Source organism: Streptomyces turgidiscabies Car8 (genome assembly GCF_000331005.1).
GTDB lineage: Bacteria > Actinomycetota > Actinomycetes > Streptomycetales > Streptomycetaceae > Streptomyces > Streptomyces turgidiscabies.
In genome coordinates this window covers 17,652-43,360 of the sequence record NZ_AEJB01000224.1, presented here as the reverse complement: position 1 = coordinate 43,360, position 25,709 = coordinate 17,652, and the positions used below count along the sequence as shown (strand labels likewise).

22 protein-coding genes and 1 pseudogene are annotated in these 25,709 nt (G+C 69.4%); 9 read left to right on the top strand and 14 right to left on the bottom strand.

Features of this window, described 5'->3' with window-relative positions; genetic code table 11:
- Window positions 1–4: 4 nt before the first annotated feature.
- The 6 genes from STRTUCAR8_RS15065 to STRTUCAR8_RS15040 form a co-directional block, all read right to left on the bottom strand.
- Window positions 5–1,792 carry an IucA/IucC family protein gene (locus STRTUCAR8_RS15065; RefSeq protein WP_006376610.1) on the bottom strand — a complete coding sequence of 596 codons (1,788 nt, stop codon included), beginning with the start codon at window positions 1,790–1,792 and terminating at the stop codon, window positions 5–7.
- Window positions 1,789–2,334, bottom strand: coding sequence for a GNAT family N-acetyltransferase (locus STRTUCAR8_RS15060; protein WP_006376593.1), 546 nt, complete (start codon window positions 2,332–2,334; stop codon window positions 1,789–1,791). The genes STRTUCAR8_RS15065 and STRTUCAR8_RS15060 overlap by 4 nt, the downstream gene beginning before the upstream one ends.
- Window positions 2,331–3,617, bottom strand: a complete 1,287-nt coding sequence (locus STRTUCAR8_RS15055) for a lysine N(6)-hydroxylase/L-ornithine N(5)-oxygenase family protein (protein WP_086025757.1) — start codon at window positions 3,615–3,617, stop codon at window positions 2,331–2,333. Before STRTUCAR8_RS15055 ends, STRTUCAR8_RS15060 begins: the two co-directional genes overlap by 4 nt.
- Window positions 3,618–3,627: 10 nt before the next feature.
- Window positions 3,628–5,082: a lysine decarboxylase DesA gene (desA, locus tag STRTUCAR8_RS15050; protein WP_006376621.1), complete on the bottom strand. Its 1,455-nt coding sequence runs from the start codon at window positions 5,080–5,082 to the stop codon at window positions 3,628–3,630.
- 142 nt (window positions 5,083–5,224) lie between these two features.
- Window positions 5,225–6,109 carry a siderophore-interacting protein gene (locus STRTUCAR8_RS15045; protein ID WP_006376630.1) on the bottom strand — a complete coding sequence of 295 codons (885 nt, stop codon included), beginning with the start codon at window positions 6,107–6,109 and terminating at the stop codon, window positions 5,225–5,227.
- Between the two features lie 118 nt (window positions 6,110–6,227).
- Window positions 6,228–7,289, bottom strand: a complete 1,062-nt coding sequence (locus STRTUCAR8_RS15040) for an ABC transporter substrate-binding protein (RefSeq protein ID WP_006376632.1) — start codon at window positions 7,287–7,289, stop codon at window positions 6,228–6,230.
- Window positions 7,290–7,395: 106 nt separating this feature from the next.
- Here STRTUCAR8_RS15040 and STRTUCAR8_RS15035 point away from each other — a divergent pair.
- From STRTUCAR8_RS15035 to STRTUCAR8_RS15020, 4 genes and pseudogenes are all read left to right on the top strand, one after another.
- Window positions 7,396–7,779: pseudogene (locus tag STRTUCAR8_RS15035) on the top strand (MHYT domain-containing protein); the annotation flags it as partial.
- A gap of 72 nt (window positions 7,780–7,851) precedes the next feature.
- Complete coding sequence (locus STRTUCAR8_RS15030; protein WP_006376633.1) at window positions 7,852–8,169, top strand: DUF6980 family protein; 318 nt, start codon at window positions 7,852–7,854, stop codon at window positions 8,167–8,169.
- A gap of 203 nt (window positions 8,170–8,372) precedes the next feature.
- On the top strand, window positions 8,373–9,560 hold the full coding sequence (locus tag STRTUCAR8_RS15025) for a polyprenyl synthetase family protein (protein ID WP_044472235.1): 1,188 nt from the start codon (window positions 8,373–8,375) through the stop codon (window positions 9,558–9,560).
- Window positions 9,557–10,240, top strand: a complete 684-nt coding sequence (locus STRTUCAR8_RS15020) for a biliverdin-producing heme oxygenase (protein WP_006376619.1) — start codon at window positions 9,557–9,559, stop codon at window positions 10,238–10,240. The genes STRTUCAR8_RS15025 and STRTUCAR8_RS15020 overlap by 4 nt, the downstream gene beginning before the upstream one ends.
- Here STRTUCAR8_RS15020 and STRTUCAR8_RS15015 read toward each other — a convergent pair.
- The 4 genes from STRTUCAR8_RS15015 to STRTUCAR8_RS15000 are packed head-to-tail and all read right to left on the bottom strand — an operon-like array spanning window position 10,197 to window position 15,965.
- Window positions 10,197–11,369, bottom strand: a complete 1,173-nt coding sequence (locus STRTUCAR8_RS15015; RefSeq protein WP_006376616.1) for an acyl-CoA dehydrogenase family protein — start codon at window positions 11,367–11,369, stop codon at window positions 10,197–10,199. The genes STRTUCAR8_RS15020 and STRTUCAR8_RS15015 overlap by 44 nt on opposite strands.
- A gap of 5 nt (window positions 11,370–11,374) precedes the next feature.
- Window positions 11,375–12,334, bottom strand: a complete 960-nt coding sequence (locus tag STRTUCAR8_RS15010) for a hydroxymethylglutaryl-CoA lyase (RefSeq protein WP_006376626.1) — start codon at window positions 12,332–12,334, stop codon at window positions 11,375–11,377.
- Complete coding sequence (locus tag STRTUCAR8_RS15005; protein ID WP_044472242.1) at window positions 12,331–14,304, bottom strand: acetyl/propionyl/methylcrotonyl-CoA carboxylase subunit alpha; 1,974 nt, start codon at window positions 14,302–14,304, stop codon at window positions 12,331–12,333. The genes STRTUCAR8_RS15010 and STRTUCAR8_RS15005 overlap by 4 nt, the downstream gene beginning before the upstream one ends.
- A 44-nt stretch (window positions 14,305–14,348) precedes the next feature.
- Window positions 14,349–15,965 carry a carboxyl transferase domain-containing protein gene (locus tag STRTUCAR8_RS15000; protein ID WP_006376635.1) on the bottom strand — a complete coding sequence of 539 codons (1,617 nt, stop codon included), beginning with the start codon at window positions 15,963–15,965 and terminating at the stop codon, window positions 14,349–14,351.
- 117 nt (window positions 15,966–16,082) lie between these two features.
- Here STRTUCAR8_RS15000 and STRTUCAR8_RS14995 point away from each other — a divergent pair, with 117 nt between their 5' ends.
- From STRTUCAR8_RS14995 to tesB, 3 genes are all read left to right on the top strand, one after another.
- On the top strand, window positions 16,083–16,673 hold the full coding sequence (locus STRTUCAR8_RS14995) for an SACE_7040 family transcriptional regulator (RefSeq protein ID WP_006376599.1): 591 nt from the start codon (window positions 16,083–16,085) through the stop codon (window positions 16,671–16,673).
- A 119-nt stretch (window positions 16,674–16,792) separates the two neighbouring features.
- Window positions 16,793–17,950: an acyl-CoA dehydrogenase family protein gene (locus tag STRTUCAR8_RS14990; protein ID WP_006376597.1), complete on the top strand. Its 1,158-nt coding sequence runs from the start codon at window positions 16,793–16,795 to the stop codon at window positions 17,948–17,950.
- A 73-nt stretch (window positions 17,951–18,023) separates the two neighbouring features.
- On the top strand, window positions 18,024–18,905 hold the full coding sequence (gene tesB / locus STRTUCAR8_RS14985) for an acyl-CoA thioesterase II (protein WP_006376636.1): 882 nt from the start codon (window positions 18,024–18,026) through the stop codon (window positions 18,903–18,905).
- A 31-nt stretch (window positions 18,906–18,936) separates the two neighbouring features.
- Here tesB and STRTUCAR8_RS14980 read toward each other — a convergent pair whose 3' ends face one another.
- A complete protein-coding gene (locus STRTUCAR8_RS14980; RefSeq protein WP_006376592.1) occupies window positions 18,937–19,731 on the bottom strand; it encodes a phosphatase in 795 nt (264 codons plus the stop codon).
- Between the two features lie 203 nt (window positions 19,732–19,934).
- Here STRTUCAR8_RS14980 and speB point away from each other — a divergent pair, with 203 nt between their 5' ends.
- Both speB and STRTUCAR8_RS14970 read left to right on the top strand, forming a co-directional pair.
- Window positions 19,935–20,948: an agmatinase gene (gene speB / locus STRTUCAR8_RS14975; RefSeq protein WP_006376614.1), complete on the top strand. Its 1,014-nt coding sequence runs from the start codon at window positions 19,935–19,937 to the stop codon at window positions 20,946–20,948.
- Window positions 20,945–22,633 (top strand): thiamine pyrophosphate-binding protein, encoded by a 1,689-nt coding sequence (locus STRTUCAR8_RS14970; RefSeq protein WP_006376627.1) that lies wholly within the window; start codon window positions 20,945–20,947, stop codon window positions 22,631–22,633. The genes speB and STRTUCAR8_RS14970 overlap by 4 nt, the downstream gene beginning before the upstream one ends.
- A 120-nt stretch (window positions 22,634–22,753) precedes the next feature.
- Here STRTUCAR8_RS14970 and STRTUCAR8_RS14965 read toward each other — a convergent pair whose 3' ends face one another.
- The 3 genes from STRTUCAR8_RS14965 to STRTUCAR8_RS49705 form a co-directional block, all read right to left on the bottom strand.
- Complete coding sequence (locus tag STRTUCAR8_RS14965) at window positions 22,754–23,356, bottom strand: hypothetical protein (protein ID WP_006376608.1); 603 nt, start codon at window positions 23,354–23,356, stop codon at window positions 22,754–22,756.
- A gap of 31 nt (window positions 23,357–23,387) precedes the next feature.
- A complete protein-coding gene (locus STRTUCAR8_RS54185; RefSeq protein WP_158697401.1) occupies window positions 23,388–24,896 on the bottom strand; it encodes a NucA/NucB deoxyribonuclease domain-containing protein in 1,509 nt (502 codons plus the stop codon).
- A gap of 95 nt (window positions 24,897–24,991) precedes the next feature.
- On the bottom strand, window positions 24,992–25,633 hold the full coding sequence (locus tag STRTUCAR8_RS49705; RefSeq protein WP_006376602.1) for an ATP-binding protein: 642 nt from the start codon (window positions 25,631–25,633) through the stop codon (window positions 24,992–24,994).
- Window positions 25,634–25,709: the final 76 nt, after the last annotated feature.

Below are 25,709 nucleotides of genomic sequence, written 5' to 3'. Positions count from 1 at the left end.
TTGATCAGAACCCTGAGACGGGATTCTCCAGGGTGCCGATCAGCTGGAGGGCGCCTGCCGGGTCGGCCAGGTCCACCATCTGCTCGTTGTTACGCAGTTGCAGCCGATTGAGGCAGGACAGGGCGAACTCGGGGGCGAACATGTCGAACTGGCGGAACCTGTCGGCGAGTTCGGGGTTCGCCTCCTGGTAGGCGCGGGTGACCTCGGCGACCGTCCGCCAGAAGTCGTCCTCCGCCAGGACGCCTTCGGTGGCGAGGTTCGCGGCCAGGAAGCGGAAGAAGCAGTCGAAGACGTCCGTGAAAACGGACAGGAGCTTCTTCTCCTCCGGGACGTCCACCCGCAGCCGCTCGACCGTCGGCGGCAGTACCGCGTCCGGATCCATGACGGCGATCTCCTCGGCGATGTCCTTGTAGATCGCGCGCTGGACCGTGCCGTCCCGCAGGACGAGGATGACGTTCTCGCCGTGCGGCATGTAGACGAGGTCGTAGGCGTAGAAGCTGTGCAGGAGCGGGGTGAAGTAGGCGCGGAGGTAGCCGCGCAGCCACTCCTTCGGAGTCAGGCCCGACTGCTCGACGAGCGCCCCGGCGAAGGAACGGCCCTCGTGGTCGACGTGGAGCAGGGAGGCCATCGTCGCGAGCGACTCGCCCTCCGCGAGGGACGGCACCGGGCTCTCGCGCCAGAGCGCGGCCAGCATCTTGCGGTACGGCGAGTAGCGGTCGGTGGCGGCCTCGTACTCCAGGTGGCGGTAGCCGACGGCCGCGCGCTCCCGGATGATCGACAGGCCTGTCGACTTCAACACCGGGTCGTTTTCGATGAGTTGGGCAAGCCAGTCGTTGATGGCCGGGGTCGCCTCCATGTACGCGGCCGAAAGCCCGCGCATGAAGCCCATGTTGAGGACCGACAGAGCCGTCTTGACGTAGTGCTTCCCGGGGGCGGACCGGTTGAAGAAGGTCCGGATGGACTGCTGGGCGAGGTACTCGTCGTCGCCCTCGCCCAGGCAGACCAGGTTCCGCTGGGCGATCTCGGCGGCGAAGGTGACGCTGAGCTTGTTCCACCACTGCCAGGGGTGCACCGGGATGAAGAGGTACTCGGTGGGGTCGAGGCCCTGGTCGGACAGTTTCGTACGGAAGCGGACGACCGTCTCCTGCCCCAACTCCGCGCGCAGGAAGGCCTCGTACTCGATGCCGACGCCCGCCGTGAACGCGGCGCGCGAGCGGTGTGCGGCCAGCCACACCAGCCGGACCGGGCTCGCGGTCTCGGGTGCGTACGCGAGGTACTCGTGCACGCCGAAGCCGAGCCGCCCGTTGTTGGCGACGAAACAGGGGTGCCCCTCGGTCATCCCGGTCTCGATCTCCTGGAAGCCGCTGCTCACGAGCTCGGCGACGGGGATCTGCGGCTTGGTGAGCTTGTAGCAGGTGCCGGAGAGGGTGGAGGAGATCTCCTCCAGGTACACGGGCAGGACCTCGTCGCTCAGGCCGAGTGATTTCCGCAGTTCGATGAAGAAGTCGAGGGCGGCGAGCGGGAGTTCGGCTCCGTCGCGGTGCCGGGTGATCGAGTCGGCGTCGACCTGCCAGTGGTCGAGGGCGTGGCGGGTGGCGGTGAAGCGGTAGCGGGTCAGGCCGTCGTCCCCGAGTACGACGTACCCGTCCCCGTCTCCGTTTTTGTGCTGCTCGGGCTCGGGGGTGATCAGGCGTTCGTGCGCGAACTCGGCGAGTGCCTTGCGGATGAGGAGGCGGTTGGCCTGCTCCCAGCGTTCGGGGGAGAGGTGGGCCGTGGCGTCGGCGAGGCTCATACGGACATCGCCCTCTCGAACTGCTCGCGGGTGCAGAAACTCAGCAACGCCTTCTTCTCCGGCTTCTGTATCTCTCGCTCGGGCACGAACCCGACGGCTTCGTTCAGGGCGTGGACGGCCTTGTTGCCGACGTCCGGCTCGACGACGACGCGGGCGGTGCGCGGGTCCTCGAAGAGGTGTGTCATCACGGCGGTGATGACGGCCCGGGTGAACCCCGGCACAGGTGTGTCGGTCGCCGGCACCAGGAAGTGCATGCCGACGTCGCCGGGCTCGGGCTCGTACAGGCCGACCAGCTCACGGTGGACCGGGTCGTACCGCTCCATCAGGAAGGCGGGTTCGCCGTCCCGGAGACCGAGAAAGGCTTCCTGGTGCTCGTCGGCGGCGACCTCCATGTAGGCCCGCTCGACGTCTTCGAGCCGGGCCTCCTGCATCATCCAGTAGGCGGCCTTGGGGTGTGTGAGCCAGCTGTGCAGCAGCTCGGCGTCCTGGAGCGGGTCGAGGGCGCGAACGGTCAGGCTGCCCACGGCGGTCGAGGTGCTCATACGGCGAACTCCTGGAAGGCGATGGTCTTCTCGACCGGGTAGTACTCGCTGCCGAGCAGCTCGCCGATGATGAAGCTGTTGCGGTACGCGCCCATGCCCAGGTCGGGCGAGGTGATCGAGTGGGTGTGGACACCGGAGTTCTGGAGGAAGATCCCGCGTCCGGTCGTGTCGATCGCGTAGTTGCGGGCGATGTCGAAGTTGCCCTGGGTGTCGTAGCGCAGCCGGTCGCGGACGGGCCCCAGGAACTCGGGCTCGGCGTACCTGTAACCGGTGGCGAGGATCAGCCCCTGGGTGTCCAGCGTGTAGTCCTTCTCCTGCTCCTCCTGGCGCAGCCCGAGCGTGTACGTCCGGCTGCCGCTCTCGTAAGTCACCGTGTTCAGCGCGGAGTTGGTGAGCAGACGGGTGGGGACCGGGCCGCCGAGGTTCTTCCGGTAGAGCAGGTCGAAGATCTCGTTGATCAGCTCCCCGTCGATCCCCTTGAACAGGCCCTTCTGCTCCTGCGTGAGGCGGTAACGGGTCCGCTCGGGCAGCGCGCGGAAGTAGTCGACGTACTCCGGGGAGGTCATCTCCAGTGTCAGCTTGGTGTATTCGAGCGGGAAGAAGCGCGGTGAGCGCGTCACCCAGTTCAGCCGGTAGCCGTGGACGTCGATCTCGCTGAGGAGGTCGTGGTAGATCTCGGCGGCGGACTGACCGCTGCCGACGAGCGTGATCGACTCCTTGGCCTGCAACTCCCGCTTGTGCCGCATGTACTGCGAGTTGTGGATGAAGTCGCCGGCCAGGTCCGCGCACGCCTCCGGGATGTACGGGGGAGTACCGGTGCCGAGGACGAGCTTCCGCGCCCGGTACACGTCACCGGTGACCGTGCGGACGACGTACAGCTCGTCATCGTCCTCGTAAGTCACCTCCGAGACCGTGGTGTTGAAGCGGACGCTGCGGAGTCTGCCGGCGGCCCAGCGGCAGTAGTCGTCGTACTCGACGCGCAGGGGGTAGAAGTTCTCGCGGATGTAGAACGAGTAGAGACGGCCCGATTCCTTCAGGTAGTTGAGGAAGGAGTACGGGGAGGTCGGATCGGCGAGGGTGACGAGGTCCGACATGAACGGCGTCTGGAGATGGGCGCCGTCGAGGAACATTCCCGAGTGCCATTCGAAGTCGGGCTTCGACTCGAGGAAGAGGCCGTCGAGTTCGTCGATCGGCTCGGTGAGACAGGCGAGTCCGAGGTTGAAGGGGCCGAGCCCGATCCCGATGAAGTCGTAGGTCTTCCGCACTGCTTCGGTCCTTTTCATGGCTTCGGCTTCAGGAAGCGACGGAAGTGACGCGGTCAACGGAATCTCCCAGGTACTGCTCGGCATGGCCGGCGATCAGGTCGAGTACGGCGGTGATGTCGTCCACCGTGGTCTCGGGGTTGAGCAGGGTGAACTTGAGGTAGTGGCGTGCGCCGACCTTCGTCCCCGCGACCACGGCCGCGCCGGAGGCGAACAGGGCCTTGCGGGCGTACAGGTTGGCGCGGTCGATGTCCGCGGGGTCGGTGACGGTGGCGGGGATGTAGCGGAAGACGAGGGTGGAGAGGGAGGGTTCGACGACGACGTCGTAGCGCGGGTCGGCGGCAAGGATCTCCCAGCCCTCCTGGGCCAGGTCGCACACCTCGTCGAAGAGTTCGCCGATACCGTCGGCGCCCATCACGCGCAGGGTCATCCACAGCTTGAGCGCGTCGAAACGCCGGGTCGTCTGCAGGGACTTGTCGACCTGGTTGGGGATGCGCTCCTGCACCATGCGGCGCGGGTTGAGGTACTCCGCGTGATAGGTGGCGTGCCGGAGCGTGGCCGCGTCCCGGACCAGTACGGCGCTTGAACTCACGGGCTGGAAGAAGGACTTGTGGTAGTCGACGGTGACCGAGTCGGCGCGCTCGATGCCGGTGAGGAGGTCCCTGCGCTTGACCGAGGCGAGCAGTCCGCAGCCGTAGGCGGCGTCGACGTGCAGCCAAGTGCCGTACTGGGCACAGAGTTCGGCGATCTCGGGCAGCGGGTCGATGGAGCCGAAGTCGGTGGTGCCGGCGGTGGCGACGACGGCCATGGGAACCAGCCCGTCGCGCCGGCAGCGCTCCAACTCGTGGGCGAGGGCGACCGTCTGCATCCGCTTGTCGTGGCCGACGGGGATGGAGACGACCGCGTCCGGGCTCAGGCCGAGGAGCTTCGCGGACTTCTTCACGCTGAAGTGGCTGACCTCGGAGGCGAAGATACGCAGGTCGGCGAGGGACTCGCTCTTCGCCTCCTCCCGGGCCAGCAGCAGCGCCTGGAGGTTGGACTGGCTGCCGCCACTGGTGAAGATGCCGTCGGCGCCGGGACCGAGGCCGGTGCGCTCGTTGGTCCAGTCGATCAGTTTGCGCTCGATGAGGGTGCCGCCGGCCGACTGGTCCCAGGTGTCGAGGGAGGAGTTGACGGCGGAGAGGATCGCCTCGCCGAGCACCGCCGGTATGACGACCGGGCAGTTGAGGTGGGCGAGGTAGCGCGGGTGGTGGAAGTAGATCGCGTCGCGCAGATAGACCTCTTCGAGCTCGTCGAGGGCGGCGGCCTCGTCGAGGAGGGGCCGGTCCAGGTCGATCCGGTCGATGCGGGGGGCGAGGGCGTCGACCGTGACGCCGGTGAACGGACGGTCCGTGGTGGCGAGTTTCGCCGCCACCCGCTCGACTCCTTCGGTCACGGAACGGCGGTACCGCTCCGCGGTCGTGTCATTGAGCAGGTGCGAGCGCATCGGGGGAGCCTCCGGGGGGGACAGAGAGGGCAGGTGCTGGTTCGGCACGCCGAACGACTGAACGATCAACTTAGGTTAGCCTAACCTAAGTTTCTGTGAATCAGGCGTCCCACCGTCACGGCTGTGATCTGGGCCTCTCCCGTCATTCGGACTGCTCGCGCAGCTGCTCCTCGCTCAGCCCGCGCCGCCAGTAACCGACGAAGGTGACGGCCCGACGGTCGATACCGCGCTCCCGTACGAGATGCCGGCGCAGCTCCTTCAGGGCGGACGACTCGCCGGCGATCCAGACGTACGGCCGCTCGGCGGCGGGGAGTTGCGCGGCCCGGATCGCTTGCAGCGCTGTGGGGGCGCCTGTTCCCGAACCGGTGGCCGCGCCGCGTACGAGCCAGGTGATCTCGGCGTCGGCGTCGGTCACCGGATCCTGGATGTCCCCTGCGTGCCCGGCCTCAAGCCAGACCTGGGCCCGGGTGCCCGCGGGCAGTGATTCGAGGATCGCGGAGGCGGCCGGTACGGCGGTCTCGTCCGCCCAGATGACGACGAGATCGGTGCCGGTCGGCGGGCGGAAGCGGATCGCGCGGTTGTCGGCGACCGCCGGCCCGAGCAGCAGGACACGGTCCCCGACGCCGGCCCGTGAGGCCCAGAGGGAGGCGGGCCCGGCGGGAGCGACGGCGCCGGGTTCGACGCCGTGCAGGACGAAGTCGATGTCGATCTCCGTCGTACGGCCGTGAGCGTCGACGCGCAGAGCGCGGAGGGTGTACGAGCGCATCACCGCCCGTACGTCGTCCGGGAGTTCACGCCAGCCCTGCCACCATCCGTCGCCCAGCTCGACGGGCACGGCGGGGGCGTCCTGCCCCGGGTGCGGAAGGAAGAGGGAGAGACTCTGGTCGCGCCCGTCTGAGAAGAAGGCCGACAGGTCGTCCCCGGCGAAGGTGATCCGGAGGAGGGAGGGCCCGAGGCGGGCGGTGCGAACTACTTGGAGGGCGAAGAAACGAAAGGGGGCGGTGGTGGGGGTGGTCGTGGTGGCCATGCGGACTCCTGATGTGTGTCGGAGGACGCGATGACGCGCCCCCAAAGGGGCGCGGGGAACTGCGTGACCAGCCGCAACGGACCCGCAGTTTCCCCACTACCGGTGAAGCGCCGAACTTCTAGCCGACCTTCTTCGCGCCCTCGATCGCCTCGGCGAGGCTAGTGAGAAGCGGCGTGCACTTGTCGTACGACAGGATCGGCTCGGGATTACGCGCGATCACCTGACCCGCCTTCACGGCAGGCAGCTGCTTCCAGGTCGCCTCGGTGATGTCGGCGGGCTGTATCGCCGACGTACGGTTGTCCATCATGATCACGTCGGCCTCGTACTTGTCGACGTTCTCCCAGCTCAGGCTCTCGTACCAGCCACCGCTCGCCTTCAGGACATCGGCGGCGGGCTCGACGAAGTTCACGCCGAGGGCCTTGAAGTACTCCAGGTCGATGGAGAGGTTGGAGCCGGACACGTAGAAGATGTCCTGGCTCGCGGAACCAACCAGCACCTTGACGTCCGGCTTGGCCTTGGTGGCGGCGCGCAGTCGGGCGGCGGCATCCTCGAAGGCCTTCTTGGCTGCGGTCACCTTGGCGGAGGTGGTGTCCGCGCCGAGGGTCTTGGCCAGCTCCAGCATGCGCTGCAGTGGCTGGTCGAGCTGGATGTCGAACACGGAGATGCCGACGGTCGGGGCGCCGACGGCGAGGATCTTCTCCTTGGACTCCTCCGGGACGTACCAGAGGGTGCCCGCGCTGTCGAACATCGTGGTGACGAGGAGATCCGGGGCGAGGGCCGCGTACTTCTCGATGTTGAACTGGCCCCACTCGTTGCCGAGGACGGTCACCTTGGTGACGTCCATGTCGCCGGCCTGGACGTCGGCCTTGCCGTCCTTGGTCGTGGTCGGGCCGAAGACGCCCTTGACCTCGACGCCGTAGTCGTAGAGCGCGGCGGCGACACCGGTGAAGGCGACGATGCTGGACGGCACCTTGTCGGCCTTGGCGGTCTGGCCGCGGTCGTCCTTGAACGTCCAGGGCCCGGCGGGGGGAGTCGCGGCGGCCTTCGACGCGTCCGCGCCCGTGCCACCGCTTTTCGCGTCCTCGTCCCCGCAGGCGGCGAGGACGGCACCGAGGCCGAGGGCGCCGCCTGCGGTGAGGATGCCGCGGCGGGAGAGGTGGGTGGCACGGGCGTTGGGCATGGGATGGCTGCTTTCGAACGGGGCGGTTCGGTCCGCCGGACAATTCGCTAGGAAGGTTAGCCTAACCTCACCTGATGTCCAGGGGGGTGGTCCACGTCTTCCGGCGGTGATCCTGTCCGTCGTCATCGCCGTCGCGGCCGCCACGGCGGCGCTGTGGGCGGCGGTCTCCATCCACACCCTGTGGGCCAGCCTCGGTGCGAGCCTGGTCATGGGGGTGGCCGTGACCGGCATGCACTACACCGGCATGGCCGCCGTCTCCGTCCATCTCACCGGCGTCGCCGAGACCACGCAGTCGTCGACCGACCTGCTGTCGTTCCTCCTGGCCATGCTCGCCGGCCCGCTCACCGTCCTTCTGATCTCCGCCGTCATCGTCATGTTCGACCCCGACATGATGATCAACGGCGACGACTGGGACAGGGCCGCGCCCACACCGCAGGGGGCCGGCACCGGCACCGCCCAACAGGTGCGGCGGCCGTCCCGGCGCGGGTAGTTCCGCCGCTGGGGGCCGGCACGGGGACCTATGGGTAATCCCTGGTCTGCCCCGGTGGGGGAGGATGACCTGGTGACCGATCACTGCTGTACGGAGATGGCCCGCCAGGTGGGCCGGGACTGCGACCTCCATGCCGATCCCTACGCCTGCCCGGACGCGCTCGTCGGCTTCGTCGCGAAGTTCCAGGAGTACGGCCTGATCATCCATGACGGCGGTACCGCGACGGTCGGCATCCTCTTCTGCCCGTGGTGCGGCCGGCGGTTGCCCGAGTCGCAGCGAGACCGGTGGTTCGACGAGCTGGAGGCTCTGGGCATCGATCCGTGGGAGGACGACGTGCCCGTGGAGTACGAGGACGGCGGCTGGCTGCGGCTTCGGCCGCGTGGCGTTTAGGAAACCAGCGCGCCGCCTCCGGTCCTATCCGCTCCGTTGGCCTCCCCGGCCGCAGGGCCGCGTACTGGGCTCAGTGGCCGGATTCCGTCACATCGGCCACCCTCGTGTCCTCGAACTCCCTTGCGAAATATGCCGGTTGCGATCACGCTTCTGCAGTCGACGGGGGTCGGGGGCGGGAGCCGGAAGTGGAGGCTGGGGCGGGTATGGGTGCCACAGAGAAGGTCGCTGAGGCGGCTGGGGGAGCGGTGGACGCGGTAGCGGAGGTGGTGCGGAGCGACGCTGCTCTGCTGGAGGACGATCTGGCCGAGTTTCTCGCGTCGTTGACCTCCCCCGCGTCGGTCCCCGCGCAGTCCGTTTTCGAGGCCGCCCTGCGGCGCTCCCTCTACGAGCCCGTCGCCGACGCCGTCGGGTCCAAGGTGGGCCAGGAGGCGCTGCCCCCGACCGCCGGTGCGCCCGGCGGCAACAGGGCCCCGCTGCGGCCGTCGATGGTGTACTGGGCCTACCGCAACTACCGGGGCTTCCCCGACGAGACCGGGAGTGGTGGCGAGGTCGGGGACGGGAGTGACGTTTCCTCGGCCGACCTGGCCGTTGTCCGGCGGGCCGCCGTCGCCGTGCGGGTCATGCTGAAGGCCTTCGTCGCCATCGACGACATCCAGGACGGCAGCGACGTCCGTTACGGCGAACCCGCGCTCCACGTCACCCACGGCGTGCCCCTCGCGCTCAACACCGGGTCCTGGCTGATCGCGGCCGTCCTGCGGCACGCCGCCGATCCCGGTGTCGTCGACAGCCTCGCGCGGGCCGTCGAGAGCGGCTTCACCGGGCAGGCCGTCGACCTGTCCACGCATACGCCCGAGACCCGCGCCGAGTTGCTGGCAGCGCCCCTCGAAGAGCGCGTGGCCTACTGGGAGTCCCTGGCCGCCCTCAAGACCGGCACCCTCTTCCGGATGCCGCTCGACTCCGCCCTCGCGGCCCTGCGTGTCGTCGACGACGAGCAGTACACCCTGGACGCCGCCATGCGCCAACTCGGCCTGGCGAGCCAGTTGTTCAACGACCTCACCGACTTCGTACCCGAGTTCGGCGGGGGCCGGATCCACGAGGACTACGACGGGCTCAGCAACCGGGTCTTCCTCGAACTGCTCGACCCGGAGTCGTCCCAACCCGCGCTCTCGGGCGAGCAGTTGAAGTCGTACGTCCTCGGGCATCCCGAACTGGAGCCGACGCTTCTCTCCCTGGCCGCCGAAGCCGTCCGGCTGAAGCGTGAGGCCAAGGAGAGCGTGTACCGGGTGTGCCGGTCCGACCGCAGCGCGGCCTACTTCGACCTCACCATCGAACGCAAGGGGCATCTCATCGACCGCCTCCATGAGACCCTCCTGCAGCGGAGCGGCGCATGACGGCGGCCCCGGTCACGATGGTTGAGCGGCTGCGTACGAGTACCCGCGACCGCCACGACGCCCTGGAGGCCACCCCGTTCGCGAGCGCGATGCTCGCCGGGACCCTGCCCGTCGAGTGTTACGTCGGCCAACTCGCCGCATATCGGCTGGTGTTGGGATCCCTGGAAGGGGAGCTGTCCCGGCTCACGGGAGTAGCTGCCGCCGAACCCGTGTGGTCAGCCGACCTCGTCAAACTCCCCCTCGTCGATCGCGACCTGGCCTACTTCGCGAACCTCGGCACCGCGCCCGGTTCCTGGGCGGCCGAGGAGGCGGAAGCGTTCACTGCGGAGATCCGGCAGCGGGCCGCAGAGTCCGACCTCCGTGCCCTCCTCGGGTTCCTCTACGTCATGGAGGGCTCGACGCTCGGCGCCCTCTACCTGTACCCGTACGTCACCGCCGCCTACCGACTCCCAGCAAGGGACGGCGGTACGGACGGCGTCGCCTACTACAGCAGCGGCGACCGCGAACGCTGGGCCCGCTTCACCGCCCGTATGAACCAGGCTTTCACCGACCCCGACGCACAGGACCAGGTCGTCGCGGCGGCCAGGGTCGCCTATCGGCACACCGCCGCGATCACCGGGGCACTGTCCGTCGGCCTCAGCCCGCCATCTCCAGCCCCAAGCCCAACTCCCGCGCGATAAGCATCCGTTGGACCTCGCTGGTGCCCTCCCCGATCTCCAGGATCTTGGAGTCGCGCCACATCCGGGCCACCGGGTACTCGTTCATGAAGCCGTAGCCGCCGTGGATCTGGGTCGCGTCGCGGGCGTTGTCGACGGCGATCGTGGACGAGTACAGCTTGGCCAGGGCGGCTTCCTTCTTGAAGGGTTCGCCCGTGACCAGACGGGAGGCCGCGTCCCGCCAGGCCAGGCGGGACGTGTGGGCTTTCATCTCCATGTCCGCGATCTTGAACTGGATCGCCTGGTTGGCGCCGATCGGGCGTCCGAACGCCTGCCGTTCCTTGGCGTACTTCACCGACTCGTCCACGCAGCCCTGGGCGAGTCCGGTCGCCAGCGCCGCGATCGCGACGCGCCCCTCGTCGAGGATGCGCAGGAACTGGGCGTAGCCGCGCCCCTCCTCGCCGACCAGGTTCGCGGCCGGGACCCGTACGTCCGCGAAGGACAGCTCGCGGGTGTCCGAGGCGTTCCAGCCGACCTTCGAGTACGGCGCCGCGACCGTGAAGCCCGGCGTGCCGGAGGGGACGAGGATCGCGGAGATGAGCGGCCTGCCGTCCGGCTTGCGGCCCGTCACGGCCGTCACCGTCACGAAGCCCGTGATGTCCGTGCCCGAGTTGGTGATGAAGCACTTCGTGCCGTTGATCACCCATTCATCGGTGTCCGGGTCCAGCCGTGCCGTCGTCCGCGTCGCACCCGCGTCCGAGCCGCCGTCCGGTTCCGTCAGGCCGAACGCGCCCAGGATCTCCCCGGCGCACAGGCGCGGAAGCCACTCGCGCTTCTGCTCCTCCGTACCGAACAGGTGGATGGGCATCGCGCCCAGCGATACTCCGGCCTCCAGGGTGATCGCCACCGACGAGTCGACCCGCGCCAGTTCCTCCAGCGCGATGCCCAGCGCCAGGTAGTCGCCGCCCATCCCGCCGTACTCCTCGGGGAACGGCAGTCCGAACAGGCCCATCCTGCCCATCTCGCGGACGATCTCGTACGGGAACTCGTGCCGCTCGTAGAAGTCGCCGATCTTCGGGGCCACGACGTCGTGCGCGAACTGCTCGACCGTACGGCGGAGTTCTTCCAGTTCGGGGGAGAGCTTGTGGTCCATGGTCCTCACGGCTCCTGGGATTCCGCGGATTCCTCGGAATCCTGGTGGGAAAGGGCTCGTACGGTGCGGGACGGGCTCGGTCGGCCCAGTCGGTCGGCCATCCATGTGCTCGTGGTGACGAGGCCGGCGAGGTCGACTCCGGTCTCGATGCCGAGGCCCTGGAGCATCCACACCAGGTCCTCGGTGGCCAGGTTGCCGGTCGCCGACTTGGCGAACGGGCAGCCGCCGAGACCGCCCGCCGACGCGTCGACCGTCGTGACGCCGTGCTCCAGCGCCGCGTACGTGTTGGCCAGCGCCTGGCCGTAGGTGTCGTGGAAGTGCACGGCCAGGGCCGACGTCGGTACGGAGGCCTCGTTCAACTCGACCAGCAGGCGCCGCACATGACCCGCCGTCGCGACGCCGATCGTGTCGCCCAGGCTCAGTTCGTCGCAGCCCATGTCCAGCAGCGCCCGGCACACCCGGACGACCTGCGCGACCGGAACCGGGCCCTCCCACGGGTCGCCGAAGCACATGGAGAGATAGCCACGCACCGACGCGTTCTCCGCCCTGGCCCGCGCCACCACCGGCTCGAACATCGCCAGCGCCTCGTCGACCGTCCGGTTGAGGTTGGCCTTCGCGAAGGACTCCGTGGCGCTGGCGAAGACGGCGACCTGGCGTGCGCCGAGCGCCAGGGCCCGGTCCAGCCCGCGTTCGTTCGGAACGAGCACCGGCAGGCGTACGGGCAGATCGCTGACCTGCGGGTACAGGTCCTCCGCGTCCGCGAGTTGGGGCACCCACCTGGGGTGGACGAAGCTGGTCGCCTCGATCGTCGTCAGGCCCGCGGCTGCCAGGCGGCGGATGAACTCAGCCTTCACCTCCGTCGGGACGGTCGTCTTCTCGTTCTGCAGCCCGTCACGCGCGCCGACCTCGTGGATCCTGACCCGCGCGGGCAGATTCGGGGCCGGTACGACCATGGGAAGCGTCATTTCTCCTCCTCCGCCAGGGACTCTGCCGAGGACTCCGCGGGCGTGATCACGGCGAGTACCTGGTCCATGGCGACGGTTGTCCCCGGGGTGACGTCCAGCTCGGCGACCGTGCCCGCGTGCGGGGCGGCGATGACGTGCTCCATCTTCATCGCCTCGACCACCAACAGGCTCTGACCGGCGGCCACTTCGTCCCCGACCGCCACCTTCACCACCGTCACCGTGCCGGGCATCGGGGCGGTCAGCGAGTCGGCTCCCGCGTGGGCGGCGCCGGTGAGCGAGGCCGCCACCGGGTCGTGGTCGCGCACCTGCCACGCGTCGCCGTCGCGGCCGAGCCAGTCGGCGGCACGGTGGAAGGTGTGCCGGACGCCGTCCAGGACCACGGACACCTGGGTGTCGGTGACCGTGTGGGTGCCACGGGGGACGTACTCCACGGGGTCCTGCACCCGCAGCCAGAAGGCCGGCGGCCTGGGCGTGCCCCCCAGCCGCCAACCGCTCGGCACGGAGAAGGGGTCCGTCCAGCCGCTCTCCGTCGCCTTCGGCCGCAGCGCCTCCTGCCGTACGGCCGCCGCCGCCTCGTAGACCTCCTCCGGTACGCCGTCCGGGACGAGGGAGTCGACCTCGCGCTCCACCAGGCCCGTGTCCAACTCGCCCGCCACGACCGCCGGATGGGCGAGAAGGCGGCGCAGGAAACCGGCGTTCGTCGGCACGCCCAGCGTGACCGTGTCCGCGAGGGCCGCCCGGAGTTTCCGGAGCGCCGTCGCGCGGTCGGGGCCGTACGCGATGACCTTGGACAGCATCGGGTCGTACAGCGAACCGACCTCCGTGCCCTCGCTGAGCCCGGAGTCGGTGCGAACGCCGTCACCTGAGGGTTCGCGCAGGGCGAGCACCGTGCCGCCGGACGGCAGGAACCCGCGTGCGCCCGCCCGTACGGAGACCGTCTCCGCGCAGATACGGGCCTCCACGGCGTGCCCGGTGAGGCGGACCTCCTTCTGTCCGAAGGACAGGGGCTCGCCCGCCGCCACCCGCAGCTGCCACTCGACCAGGTCGAGGCCGGTGACCAGCTCCGTCACCGGGTGCTCGACCTGGAGGCGGGTGTTCATCTCCATGAAGTAGTACGAGGAGGGGTCGCTGCCCGGGACGATGAACTCGACCGTGCCCGCGCCCTCGTACCCGCACGAGCGCGCCGCCTGGACCGCCGCCTCGCCCATCGCGGCCCGGGTCCGGTCGTCGAGGAGCACACTGGGCGCCTCCTCGATGAGCTTCTGGTGGCGCCGCTGGAGCGAACACTCGCGCTCGCCCAGGTGCACCACGTCCCCGTGGGCGTCGGCCAGGACCTGGATCTCGATGTGCCGGGGCCGGTCCACCCACCGTTCGACGAGGAGCGTGTCGTCGCCGAAGGAGGCGCGGGCCTCGCGCCGCGCGGCGGCGATCTCCTCGCCCAGATCGGCCGCGTCCCGGACCAGCCGCATGCCCTTGCCGCCGCCGCCCGCGCTCGGCTTGAGCAGCACGGGCATGCCGATCTCCCGTGCCGCGTCGGCCAGTTCGGCGTCCGTGAGGCCGCTGCCGCTCGACCCGGGGACGACCGGGACCCCGGCCGCCCGGACCGTCTCCTTGGCGCGGATCTTGTCGCCCATGAGGGCGATCGCGTCCGCCGGGGGACCGATGAACACGAGCCCCGCGTCGGTGCACGCGCGCGCGAAGGCGGCGTTCTCGGCGAGGAAGCCGTACCCGGGGTGGACGGCCTGCGCGCCGGTGCGGGCGGCGGCTTCGAGGAGGCGGGGGACGGACAGATAGCTCTCCGCCGCTGCCGCCGGTCCGATCCGTACCGCTGTGTCGGCCTCACGGACGTGCCGGGCGTCCGCGTCGGCGTCGGAGTACACGGCGACCGAGCGCACCCCGAGGGAGCGCAGCGTACGGATGACGCGTACGGCGATCTCGCCCCGGTTGGCCACGAGGACTGTGTCGAACATCGTGCTGAAGCCCTTCATCGTGCCCTTCATCGTCGTGGAGCCCCTCACATCCGGAAGACGCCGAACTGGGGTTCGCCCAGTGGCGCGTTGGCGCAGGCGGTGAGCGCGAGACCCAGTACCTGGCGGGTCTCCAGCGGGTCGATGACCCCGTCGTCCCAGAGCCGGGCCGTCGCGTAGTAGGCGTTGCCCTGGCGCTCGTACTGGGCGCGGATCGGGTCCTTGAAGGCGTCCTCGTCGGCCGCCGGCCAGGTCTCCCCCCGGGCCTCCAGCTGGTCCCGTTTGACGGTCGCGAGGACGGACGCGGCCTGCTCGCCGCCCATGACCGAGATCTTGGCGCCGGGCCACATCCACAGGAAGCGCGGCGAGTACGCCCGGCCGCACATCGAGTAGTTGCCCGCGCCGTACGACCCGCCGACCACGACGGTCAGCTTGGGCACACGTGTGCAGGCCACGGCGGTGACCATCTTGGCGCCGTGCTTGGCGATTCCGCCCGCCTCGTAGTCCCGGCCCACCATGAAGCCGGAGATGTTCTGGAGGAACAGCAGGGGGATGCCGCGCTGGTCGCACAGCTCGATGAAGTGGGCGCCCTTCTGGGCGGACTCGGAGAACAGGATGCCGTTGTTGGCGACGATCCCGACCGGGTGCCCGTGGACACGGGCGAAGCCGGTGACGAGGGTCTGCCCGAACTCGGCCTTGAACTCCGAGAAACCGGAACCGTCGACCACGCGCGCGATGATCTCCCGTACGTCATAGGGGGTGCGGGAGTCGACGGGCACGGCGCCGTAGAGCCCGTGGGGGTCGACCTTGGGCTCGACGGCGGACCGGACGTCCCAGGGCAGTGGCCCGCGCGCGGGGAGGGTGGCGGCGATGTCGCGGACGATGCGCAGGGCGTGCGCGTCGTCCTCGGCGAGATGGTCGGTGACGCCCGACACGCGCGCGTGGACGTCCCCTCCGCCCAGTTCCTCGGCGGTGACGACCTCACCCGTGGCGGCCTTCACCAGCGGGGGCCCGCCCAGGAAGATGGTCCCCTGGTTGCGGACGATGACGGCTTCGTCGCTCATGGCGGGAACGTAGGCACCACCGGCCGTGCAGGATCCCAGTACGGCGGCGATCTGCGGGATGCCGGCGCCGGACATCCGCGCCTGGTTGAAGAAGATCCGCCCGAAGTGGTCGCGGTCGGGGAAGACCTCGTCCTGCATGGGCAGGAAGGCGCCCCCCGAGTCCACGAGGTAGATACAGGGAAGCCGGTTGTCGAGGGCGACCTCCTGCGCGCGCAGATGCTTCTTGACGGTCATCGGGTAGTACGTGCCGCCCTTGACGGTGGCGTCATTGGCGACGATCACGCACTCACGCCCGCTGACCCGGCCGATCCCGGCGATGACCCCGGCGGCGGGCGCCTGTCCCTCGTACATCCCGTCGGCGGCGAGGGGAGCGAGCTCCAGGAAGGGCGATCCGGGGTCGAGGAGCCGGTCGACGCGCTCCCGGGGAAGCAGCTTCCCGCGCGCGGTGTGCCGGTCCCGGGCCTTCTCGCCTCCGCCCAGCCGGGCCGCGGCCAGTTTTCCGCGCAGTTCCTCGACCAGGGCGCGGTGAGCCGTCTCGTTGGCCCGCCAGGCCTCCGAGGCGGGGTCCGCCGCGCTGTGGAGCTCCGGTGCCTCCTGCATCCTGCGGTCCCCTTACCCAGGTCACCCAGTGGTTGACCGATGGTCGACAAGTTAATGAGCGTTAACCCAACTCCTTCAGGTTAACGACCGCTAACCTCCGTGTCTAGAATCATTTGCATGGCCACGAGAACCGACGCCCCGACCCGCCGCGAACAGATCCTCAAGGAGGCCGCGCGGCTCTTCGCCGAGCGCGGTTTCCACGGTGTGGGCGTGGACGAGATAGGGGCGGCCGTGGGCATCAGCGGCCCCGGCCTCTACCGCCACTTCCCGGGCAAGGACGCGATGCTCGCCGAGCTGCTGGTGGGCATCAGCGGCCAGCTCCTGACCGGCGGCAAACGGCGGGTGGCGGAGGCCGGCGGGGACCCCGAGGCGCTCCTCGACTCGCTCATCGAGGGGCACATCGACTTCGCCCTCGACGACCGCCCCCTGATCACCCTCCACGACCGCGAACTGGACCGCCTGCGCGACAGCGACCGCAAGCTGGTGCGCCAGCTCCAGCGGCAGTACGTGGAGCTGTGGGTGGAGGTGGTGCGCGAGGTGTACCCGGAGCTGGCCGAACCGGCGGCCCGCTCGGCCGTCCACTCGGTCTTCGGCCTGCTGAACTCCACCCCCCACCTGGGCCGCCCGGGCGCCCTCCCGGGCCGCGCCGTCACGGCCGGCCTGCTGCACCGGATGGCGCGGGGTGCCTTCGCCGCGGCGGGGGAGTGATGAGCGTTACGGCGTAACGGCGCAACTCCTCTGGACGGCGATTCGTACTCGCGGGTACGGTTGATCTGAGCAAGCGCTTAGCCGTCGGGGAAGAGATCTGGAAGAGAGAGGTGCGGGCCGTGCGCCGTACTGTGTTCAACGAGGACCACGAGGCGTTCCGGGAGACCCTTCGCGCCTTCATCGAGGCCGAGGTCGTTCCCGTCTACGACGAGTGGTTCGCCGCCGGCCAGGCGCCGCGTGAGTTCTACTACAAGCTCGCCGAGCTGGGCGTCTTCGGCATCCGCGTCGACGAGGAGTACGGCGGCGCCGGCATCGACTCGTACAAGTTCGAGGCCATCCTGTACGAGGAGACCGCGCGCGCGGGTGTGTCCTTCGGCGGCTCCGGTGTGCACGTGCTGCTCGGCCTGCCGTACGTGAAACTGCTCGCCAACGACGAGCAGAAGAAGCGCTACCTGCCGAAGTTCGTCTCCGGTGAGGAGATGTGGGCGATCGCGATGACCGAGCCGGGCACCGGCTCCGACCTCGCGGGCATGAAGACCACCGCCAAGCTGAGCGAGGACGGCACGCACTACGTCCTCAACGGCTCCAAGACCTTCATCACCGGCGGTGTCCACGCCGACCAGATGATCGTCTGCGCCCGCACCGACGCGCCCAGCGCCGAGGACCGCCGCCACGGCATATCCCTCCTCGTGGTGGACACCAAGTCCGAGGGCTACTCGATCGGCCGCAAGCTGGACAAGCTCGGCCTGAAGACCTCCGACACCGCCGAGCTGGCGTTCGTCGACGTCAAGGTCCCCGTGGAGAACCTCCTCGGCGAGGAGAACAAGGGCTTCTCCTACCTCGGCCACAACCTCGCCTCCGAGCGCTGGGGCATCGCCTACGGCGCCTACGCGCAGGCCAAGGCCGCCGTCCGGTTCGCCCAGCAGTACGTCCAGGAGCGTGTCGTCTTCGGCAAGCCGGTCGCGCACTTCCAGAACACCAAGTTCGAGCTGGCCGCCTGCAAGGCCGAGGTGGACGCCGCCGAGGCCGTCGCCGACCGCGCCACCGAGGCGCTGGACGCGGGCGAGCTGACCCCGGCCGAGGCCGCCAGCGCCAAGCTGTTCTGCACCGAGGTCGCGCACCGCGTGATCGACCGCTGCCTCCAGCTGCACGGCGGCTACGGCTTCATGAACGAGTACCCGATCGCCCGTCTGTACGCCGACAACCGCGTCAACCGGATCTACGGCGGCACCAGCGAGATCATGAAGTCGATCATCGCGAAGGACATGGGTCTCTGACCACAAGGCGGGTCTCTGGCCACGACACGGACCCGTAAGGTTCCGGAAACCGCTGACCAGTAGAAATGACCGCATGAGCCAGGCACTTCAGTCTCTCCTCGATCTGCTCGATCTCGAGCAGATCGAGGAGAACATCTTCCGCGGCCGGTCCCGGCCCGCCATCGTCCCGCGCGTCTTCGGCGGGCAGGTGGCCGCCCAGGCGCTCGTCGCCGCCGGGCGCACGGTCCCCCCGGACCGCCCCGCGCACTCGCTCCACTCGTACTTCCTGCGCCCCGGCGACCCCGGCGTGCCGATCGTCTACACCGTCGACCGCATCCGCGACGGCCGCTCCTTCACCACCCGCCGGGTCGTCGCGATCCAGCACGGGCAGCCGATCTTCCACCTCTCGGCGTCCTTCCAGGCGCACGAGGAGGGCCTCGACCACCAGGCCCCCATGCCCGCTGCCCCCGACCCGGCGACCCTCCCGACGGCCGACGAGCAGCTTCCCCGGTACGCGCACCTGGACCGGGCGGTCGTCGAGAAGTTCCTGCAGTCCCGCGAGGCCGTCGACATCCGTTACGTCGACGACCCGCCCTACGGCAGGTTCGGCGAACCCCGCGAACCGCGCTCCCAGGTCTGGTTCCGTACGAACGGCAAGCTCGGCGGCGCCGTCGACGAACCGCTGCTCCACGTCTGCCTCGCCACGTACGTCTCCGACTACACGCTGCTCGACTCCATCCTGCTCGCGCACGGACGGGGCGGCTGGGCGGTCAACGACGTGGTCGGCGCCTCCCTGGACCACGCGATGTGGTTCCACCGCCCGTTCCGCGCCGACGAATGGCTGCTGTACGACCAGGAGTCACCGTCCGCGTCCGGCGGCCGGGGCCTCGGCCAGGGCCGCATCTACACGCAGGACGGACAGCTGGCCATCACGGTCATCCAGGAGGGCGTGATCAGGATCCCCCGCAAGCCCTGACCAGCAGTTTTACGCGTTTTCCAGTTGAGTCCTACTCGCTGATCAGCTCGGCCTCGTTCAGCAGGAACGCCGTCAGCGGGTCGTAGAAGCGCGGGCTCGTCACATGGTCGTCGAGCGGAACGGCCACCTGGAGGGTGCCCTCCGCCTCGGCCAGGAACAGTGCCGGGTCGTTGCAGTCGGCGTACCCCACGGAGTCGACGCCGTGCTGTCCCGCGTACCCCGCCCAGCCGTGGTCGGCGACGACCAGGTCGGGCAGCGGGCGGCCCTCACGCTCCAGGCCCGTCAGGATCGCGCGCATCGGCTCGCCGGAGTGCGTGTGCCACAGCGAGGCCCCGTGCTCCAGCACCGCCACGTCCGCGAACTGGAACACGTACCCCTCGTCCGTCGTCAGACCGTCCGGGATGACGACGATCTCGCAGCCGGCGGCCCGCAGCGCCTCGGCCGTGGCGCGGTGCACGTCCAGCAGACCGCCCGGGTGGCCGGTCGCGAACAGCACCCGCTGCTGCCCGTCGGCCGCCTTGCGCAGCCGGGCCGCCAGCCGCTCCAGCCCGGCGACGGTCAGTTCGGGGTCGATGGTGTCCTGGCCGTACCGGTGTTCGGGATCGTCGTTCACGCCGACCCGCTCGGCCATCACCGCGAGCACGTCCTGCTCGTCGCTCCAGCGGTCACCCAACTCCAGCCCGAGCCAGTAGTGCCGTTCGCCGTTCGCCAGCTTGCGGTAGTGGGAGAGGTTGTTCTCGCGGGGCGTGGCGACATCGCCCGCGATGCGGGTTCTGACGAGGTGATCGACAAGCTCGGCGCGGCTGGGAATCCCGGGTATCGGCATGCCTCCCATTGTGAGGCAGACGACACCGCGAACACCCGGACGTCCCGGCCGCTGGGACGCAGGTCACGCCCCATGAATTTCCTGGGCTCACCTGGGCCACCTACGCTGGCGCGAGCGCCGAGTGGACCACACCATCGAACTTGTATCCGAGAACTTGTGTCCGAACCGAACCGGTCCTGAGGCGCAGGAAGAAGGCAGACGGTATGACCAGCAGCCCCGAGACACCCCGCGGCCCCGTGGACTCGTCCCGCATCCCGAGGTACGCCGGCCCCGCGACCTTCGCGCGGCTGCCGCGCCTCGACGAGGTCGGCGGACGGACGGATGTCGCCGTGGTCGGGGTGCCGTTCGACTCGGGCGTCTCGTACCGGCCGGGCGCCCGCTTCGGCGGCAACGCGATCCGTGAGGCGTCCCGGCTGCTGCGGCCGTACAACCCGGCGCAGGACGCGTCCCCGTTCGCCCTCGCCCAGGTCGTGGACGCCGGCGACATCGCCGTCAACCCGTTCGACATCCACGAGGCCGTCGAGACGGTCGAGGCGGCGGCCGACGAGTTGCTGGGGACGGGGGCGCGGCTGATGACCCTCGGCGGCGACCACACGATCGCTCTCCCCCTCCTGCGCTCGGTGGCCAAGAAACACGGCCCGGTGGCGCTGCTCCACTTCGACGCGCACCTCGACACCTGGGACACCTACTTCGGCGCCGAGTACACCCACGGGACGCCGTTCCGCCGGGCGGTGGAGGAAGGCATCCTCGACACCTCCGCCCTCTCGCACGTCGGCACGCGCGGGCCCCTCTACGGCAAGCAGGACCTGGACGATGACGCGAAGATGGGCTTCGGCATCGTGACGTCGGCGGACGTCATGCGGCGCGGTGTCGACGAGGTCGCCGACCAGCTCCGCCAGCGCATCGGGGACCGCCCCCTCTACATCTCGATCGACATCGACTGCCTCGACCCGGCGTTCGCCCCCGGCACGGGCACCCCCGAGGCGGGCGGCATGACGTCGAGGGAGCTGCTGGAGATCCTGCGCGGGCTGGCGTCCTGCAACCTGGTCTCCGCGGATGTCGTCGAAGTCGCCCCCGCGTACGATCACGCCGAGATCACGTCGGTCGCGGCGTCGCACACGGCGTACGAACTGACGACGATCATGTCCCGTCAGATCGCCGAGGCGAGGGCTCAGAAGAAGGCGCAGAAGGAAGCTCAGGAGAAGGCTGCGAAGTGACCCACGACCACGACCTGGTGCTGAAGCCGACCGCCGCACAGACGGAGGCCGCGCTGAACCCTCCCGCCGGCCGCACCGGCGGGGACCTGGTCGTGGAGACGCTGGCCGGCCTCGGCACGACGACGGTCTTCGGACTGCCCGGCCAGCACGCCCTAGGCCTGTTCGACGCACTGCGCCGCTCGGACCTCCGGTACATCGGCCTACGGGTGGAGAACAACGCGGGGTTCGCGGCGGACGCGTACGGCCGGATGACGGGCGAGGCGGCGCCGCTGCTCCTGTCGACGGGCCCGGGCGCGCTGACGTCATTGGCGGCGCTCCAGGAGGCCGCAGCCGCCTCCGCCCCTGTCCTGGCGATCAGCAGCCAGATCCCGACGGCGGGGCTGGGCGGCGGCCGACACGGCTACCTCCACGAACTCCCGGACCAGCAGGCGTCGTTCAGGTCTGTGGTGAAGTCGGTCCACACGGTCCGTACGCAGTCCCAGATCCCCTCGGCGATCGCCGACGCCTGGAAGTCGGCGCTCACGGCCCCGCACGGCCCGGTATGGGTGGAGATCCCGCAGGACGTACTGACGGCGCAAACCCCGATTCCCGTGGTGACGGGCGGCGACGCCTTCCCCGAGGAACTCCCCCCACGCCCCGAACTGACGGCACTGGCAGCCCACTTGCTGTCGAACGCCGAGCGCCCGGCGATCATCGCGGGCGGCGGGGTCGTACGGGCGGACGCGTCCGGCAAACTGAGGGCGCTGGCGGAGCTGCTCCAGGCGCCGGTGGTCACGACGTACGGCGGCAAGGGCGCCTTCCCCTGGACGCACCCCCTCTCCCTCCAGTCCTGGCTGGAGGACCGGCACATGACCGACTTCCTGGAGGACGCGGACGTCCTGCTGGTCGTCGGCTCGGGCCTGGGCGAACTCTCCTCGAACTACCACACGTTCAAGCCGCGCGGCCGGGTCATCCAAGTCGAGGCGGACGCCGGCAAGTTGGAGTCCAACCACCCGGCCCTGGGCATCCACGCGGACGCCCGACTCGCGCTGCAGGCCCTGCTGGAGACGGTACCGGCGGCACGGGAGGACGAGTCGGCGGGGGAGCGGGTACGAGAGGTACTGGCCCAGGTGGGCGAACGCCTCGCCGCCCAGGAACTCACCCTGGAACAGGGCCTGTTGAAGTCGGTCAGAGCGGCGTTGCCACCCCGCTCCCCATCCTTCTGGGACATGACGATCCTGTCCTACTGGGCCTGGTCGGCCTTCGACCCACGCGGTACCAACACCATGCACTCGGCCCAAGGAGCGGGCGGCCTCGGCTACGCCTTCCCGGCGGCCCTGGGAGCGGCGGTGGCCGACCCGACGTACCCGGTGCTCGCGGTCTCGGGCGACGGCGGCGCCCTGTACGGGATCGCGGAGCTGGCGACAGCCAGGCAGTACGACCTGAACGTCACCTGGCTGATCGTGGACGACGGCGGCTACGGCATCCTGCGCGAGTACATGACGGACGCGTACGGGGAGCCGACGGGCACGGAGTTGGCGCGGCCGGACTTCGTGGCGCTGGCCGAGTCGTTCGGGGTACCGGGGGTGCTGACGTCGCCGGAGACACTGGAGACGGACCTCGCGAAGGCGCTGGGGGAGGCGGGGCCGTCGGTGGTGGTACTTCCGGCGGTGCTGCGGATGTTCGCGGCTACGCATTTGGGGTGACGGGCGGGCACTGCTCCGAGTCCGGAAACGCGCACAGAGTCTCGGCACGCGTAGTGCGGAGCCCTTCGGTTGGGGCAGCCGTGCGAGGGGCCGCCCCAACCGAGGGCGTGCGGTCGTGGCTCAGGAGTGGTCGCGGCGTTCGGCTCGGCGCAGGATGTCGCGTTCCCGTCCGGTCTGGGTGTCGAGTGAGTCCTCGTGGTCGATGACGATGGTGTCGTCGGCCGGCTGGGCCCGTACCTGGGCTCCGTAGGCGTCGGTCGCCTGCACCAGGAGCGCGTCCTGGTGTGGGGCGGGCCAGCTTTGGATCAGGTAGGACTCCAGGACGTCGTCCACCGTTGTCTGGTCGACGGCGCTGTCCCTGCCTCGCGCATGGACGCGCAGTCGGTATCGGCCCGGGCCCTGTGATGCCAGAGAGGGCAGATCCGCGGGGTCGTCCATGAGGGGTGTCACCAGGACTTCCCCGGAGGGGGAGTGACATGAGATCTCTGCGATCTCTTCCCAGCCCGGAGCAGGGTCGGGCCGCTGGGAGTGGGGTTCGACCGTGACTCGGACGTTGCCGGTGTGGATCCCAGTGGTCACCTCGATGGCGCCGCCGGCTGCGGACACGAGTCCGTTGTGGGTGGCGTCGAGATCGTCGGCCAAGGGCCCTTGCTGGTCCGCGATCTGGAAGAGGTGGTACTCGGCGTGTACCAGGGCTGTGGTTGTACGTGCTGACTCATTCACGGGTCTTGTCTTCCGGTCTCATCCGCCTGGGCTACCTGATCCATACCAGGAACCGGTCCCCTTCGAGGACGCGGCTGTAGGTGTAGAAGCCTTTGAGTGCGCGGCCCGCATCGGTGTTCTGACGGGCGTTGACCATACGGCGGCTGAACGGGCCGCCGCTGTACTTGGCACCCTGCCATGTGCTCGCGAAGGGGTACTCGTCGCAGGACTTGCCCTGCGGGCGAGGCAGGCTCGTCGGGCACGCCTTGTCCCGGTTCTGAGTGCTCTTCGAACGGTCCGTGAGCCGCGTCAGGTATTCCCCCGTACCGTACTTGCCCGGAAGTCCGGTGGCCTGGGCGTCCCTGATGTGGTCGGCGATCTCCGGCCACGGCCCTGTCAGGCTGTAGCTGATCACCGGCACAGCACGAAGTTTCACGCAGCCCACCTGTCGGGGAGCACCGGGCAGGGCGTTGTCACAGCGCACTTCCACGGTGTGCAGTTTCGTGGTCTCCGATGGTGCGATCCATTCGGGGTTGCTGAACCGCCAGGACGCGATGCTCCTGCCGGTTCCCCGCTGCTTGGCGGCAGCCGTGTTGATGGTGGTGGTCATGAAGAACTGTCCGTAGGGGTCGGCCCGCGAGGTGATCGCCTGCGAGGGGAAGTCGCCGTCAGTGACCTTGCACTTGCCCGTGCAGGAGGCACTCCCGGACACCCTGGTACCGCTCACCGCCCGCCCCCAGCGGGACACCTCCAGCAGTTGAACCTGGTATGCCCACGTCTTCGAGTCGCGGGCCGTGAAGGAGTACCCGATGATCATGTACCTGATGCCGCCGATATTTCGGCCCGTGCGCACGTCGATCGCGTTGACCTCACTGCGCCAGATGCCGCAGCCGCGGAGGCGTTCGATGTACCACGTAGAGTCCACGCCCTTGGCGCGGCACCACTTCGGTTCCTTCCACGGTGAGCGCCCGGCTGCCGCGGCGGACGCGTCCGACTCGACCGCCGGTGCAGACTCCGACGCGGAGTCTTCCGAGGTCTCCTGAGGCGAGGCTTTCTGAGCAGCTTCTCCGGCGTCCGGCACGGAGGCCAGGGCGGCTGACTCACTGGCAGACGTGTCGGCAGACGCGTCGCTTCGCGACAGCGCGGCCAGTTCCTCGGCACTGATCTCGCCCGCTGGTTTCAGAGGCGACACACATGCCGTGTACTGCGCACCGGGTGTCTCGGCCGCAGCCCTCACCCGGTCTTCGCACACGGCCTCCGGACTGGCCTCCCGCGTGTCGGGCTGGCCGTCCGCGGTGGTTGCCGCAGCCGTCGGCTCGTTGACCGTGCCTGCGACGCCCAGGGCCATGTCCTCTGCTGAAGGCGCGGCCTCCGGGTCATCGTCGGGGGCCTCCGATACCGATGACGGTTCATCAGCGGCCGGATCGGCGGCAGCCACATCCGTGGTCAGCGAGGTGCCCGGAGTCGTTCCGGGATCGTCCGCCGCCTGCACGCCGCTCAGACAGCTGCCCAGCAGCCCCAGCGTGACCGCTCCCACGGCCAGCAGCGTTCTAGGTCTCAAGCTTGGTATCGGTATCAAGTTGTACCCCCTGCGATCGGTCGGAACAGCGCAGACCTATCCCATATGTGTGACGTGTCCACGCCGGGTCGAATGGATCAAAGCACAGGGGACTGACAGTCGGCCTCCAGATATCGCTGTGCGCAAGCGGGTCCTGGCGCAGGCGGAACTTCGGCAAGGTCGCGTGATGCTCGGTCCGTGGACACTTGAGGTCGAATGTGTGAGCGGGTGTTTTGGGTCGCGGGAGTTGGCGCGGAGTGCGGCTGCAATGGCGAGGGTGCCGACGATGCGTATGGTGCCGATGGTGTTTCGGCCATCGGGTCCGGCAGTGCCGGCTCCGCCCACGTCGCCTTTCCGATGCCGTGCAGACGGGGGCAGCAGCCCCAGCGTTCCGCGAGGGCCTGCACGAGGGTGAGGCCGCGGCCTCCTTCGTCCTCGGGGCTCGCTTGTCGGGGCACGGGTCGATGGTTGTTCGCGTCTGAGACCTCCACGCGCAGGCGTCCGTCGTACGTGGCGAACCGGACGCCGATCTCGCGGCCTCGCGGGGTCGAGGCGTGCCGGAGCGAGTTGGTGAACAGCTCCGACAGCAACAGCTCGGCCGTTTCGGCCACTTCGGCGTCGATCTTCCAGTCGGCGAGCTGGGTGCGGAGCAGTTCGCGGGCGCGGGGGGTGCTGCGCGGGGTGTGGGGGAGCTGCCAGGCGGCTTCGGTGGCGGGGGAGTTGGGGGTGGTTTTGGGCATGGGGGTCCCTTACTTCCTCAAGTGCGATGCGTGTTCGTCGCCTCGCTCTCCGTAGCTTGAGGTGCATTTCTGCAGT

Excerpts from the sequence above, each read along its gene's own strand:
- speB (WP_006376614.1), top strand. The coding sequence starts at position 19,935 with ATGACCAGCAGCCCCGAGACACCCCGCGGCCCCGTGGACTCGTCCCGC.
- tesB (WP_006376636.1), top strand. The coding sequence starts at position 18,024 with ATGAGCCAGGCACTTCAGTCTCTCCTCGATCTGCTCGATCTCGAGCAG.
- STRTUCAR8_RS15045 (WP_006376630.1), bottom strand. The coding sequence starts at position 6,109 with ATGGCCACCACGACCACCCCCACCACCGCCCCCTTTCGTTTCTTCGCC.
- desA (WP_006376621.1), bottom strand. The coding sequence starts at position 5,082 with ATGCGCTCGCACCTGCTCAATGACACGACCGCGGAGCGGTACCGCCGT.
- STRTUCAR8_RS15055 (WP_086025757.1), bottom strand. The coding sequence starts at position 3,617 with ATGAAAAGGACCGAAGCAGTGCGGAAGACCTACGACTTCATCGGGATC.
- STRTUCAR8_RS14995 (WP_006376599.1), top strand. The coding sequence starts at position 16,083 with ATGGCCACGAGAACCGACGCCCCGACCCGCCGCGAACAGATCCTCAAG.
- STRTUCAR8_RS15015 (WP_006376616.1), bottom strand. The coding sequence starts at position 11,369 with ATGGACCACAAGCTCTCCCCCGAACTGGAAGAACTCCGCCGTACGGTC.
- STRTUCAR8_RS49705 (WP_006376602.1), bottom strand. The coding sequence starts at position 25,633 with ATGCCCAAAACCACCCCCAACTCCCCCGCCACCGAAGCCGCCTGGCAG.
- STRTUCAR8_RS15040 (WP_006376632.1), bottom strand. The coding sequence starts at position 7,289 with ATGCCCAACGCCCGTGCCACCCACCTCTCCCGCCGCGGCATCCTCACC.
- STRTUCAR8_RS15020 (WP_006376619.1), top strand. The coding sequence starts at position 9,557 with ATGACGGCGGCCCCGGTCACGATGGTTGAGCGGCTGCGTACGAGTACC.
- STRTUCAR8_RS15025 (WP_044472235.1), top strand. The coding sequence starts at position 8,373 with ATGGGTGCCACAGAGAAGGTCGCTGAGGCGGCTGGGGGAGCGGTGGAC.
- STRTUCAR8_RS15060 (WP_006376593.1), bottom strand. The coding sequence starts at position 2,334 with ATGAGCACCTCGACCGCCGTGGGCAGCCTGACCGTTCGCGCCCTCGAC.
- STRTUCAR8_RS15010 (WP_006376626.1), bottom strand. The coding sequence starts at position 12,334 with ATGACGCTTCCCATGGTCGTACCGGCCCCGAATCTGCCCGCGCGGGTC.
- STRTUCAR8_RS14980 (WP_006376592.1), bottom strand. The coding sequence starts at position 19,731 with ATGCCGATACCCGGGATTCCCAGCCGCGCCGAGCTTGTCGATCACCTC.
- STRTUCAR8_RS15005 (WP_044472242.1), bottom strand. The coding sequence starts at position 14,304 with ATGTTCGACACAGTCCTCGTGGCCAACCGGGGCGAGATCGCCGTACGC.
- STRTUCAR8_RS15065 (WP_006376610.1), bottom strand. The coding sequence starts at position 1,792 with ATGAGCCTCGCCGACGCCACGGCCCACCTCTCCCCCGAACGCTGGGAG.
- STRTUCAR8_RS15000 (WP_006376635.1), bottom strand. The coding sequence starts at position 15,965 with ATGCAGGAGGCACCGGAGCTCCACAGCGCGGCGGACCCCGCCTCGGAG.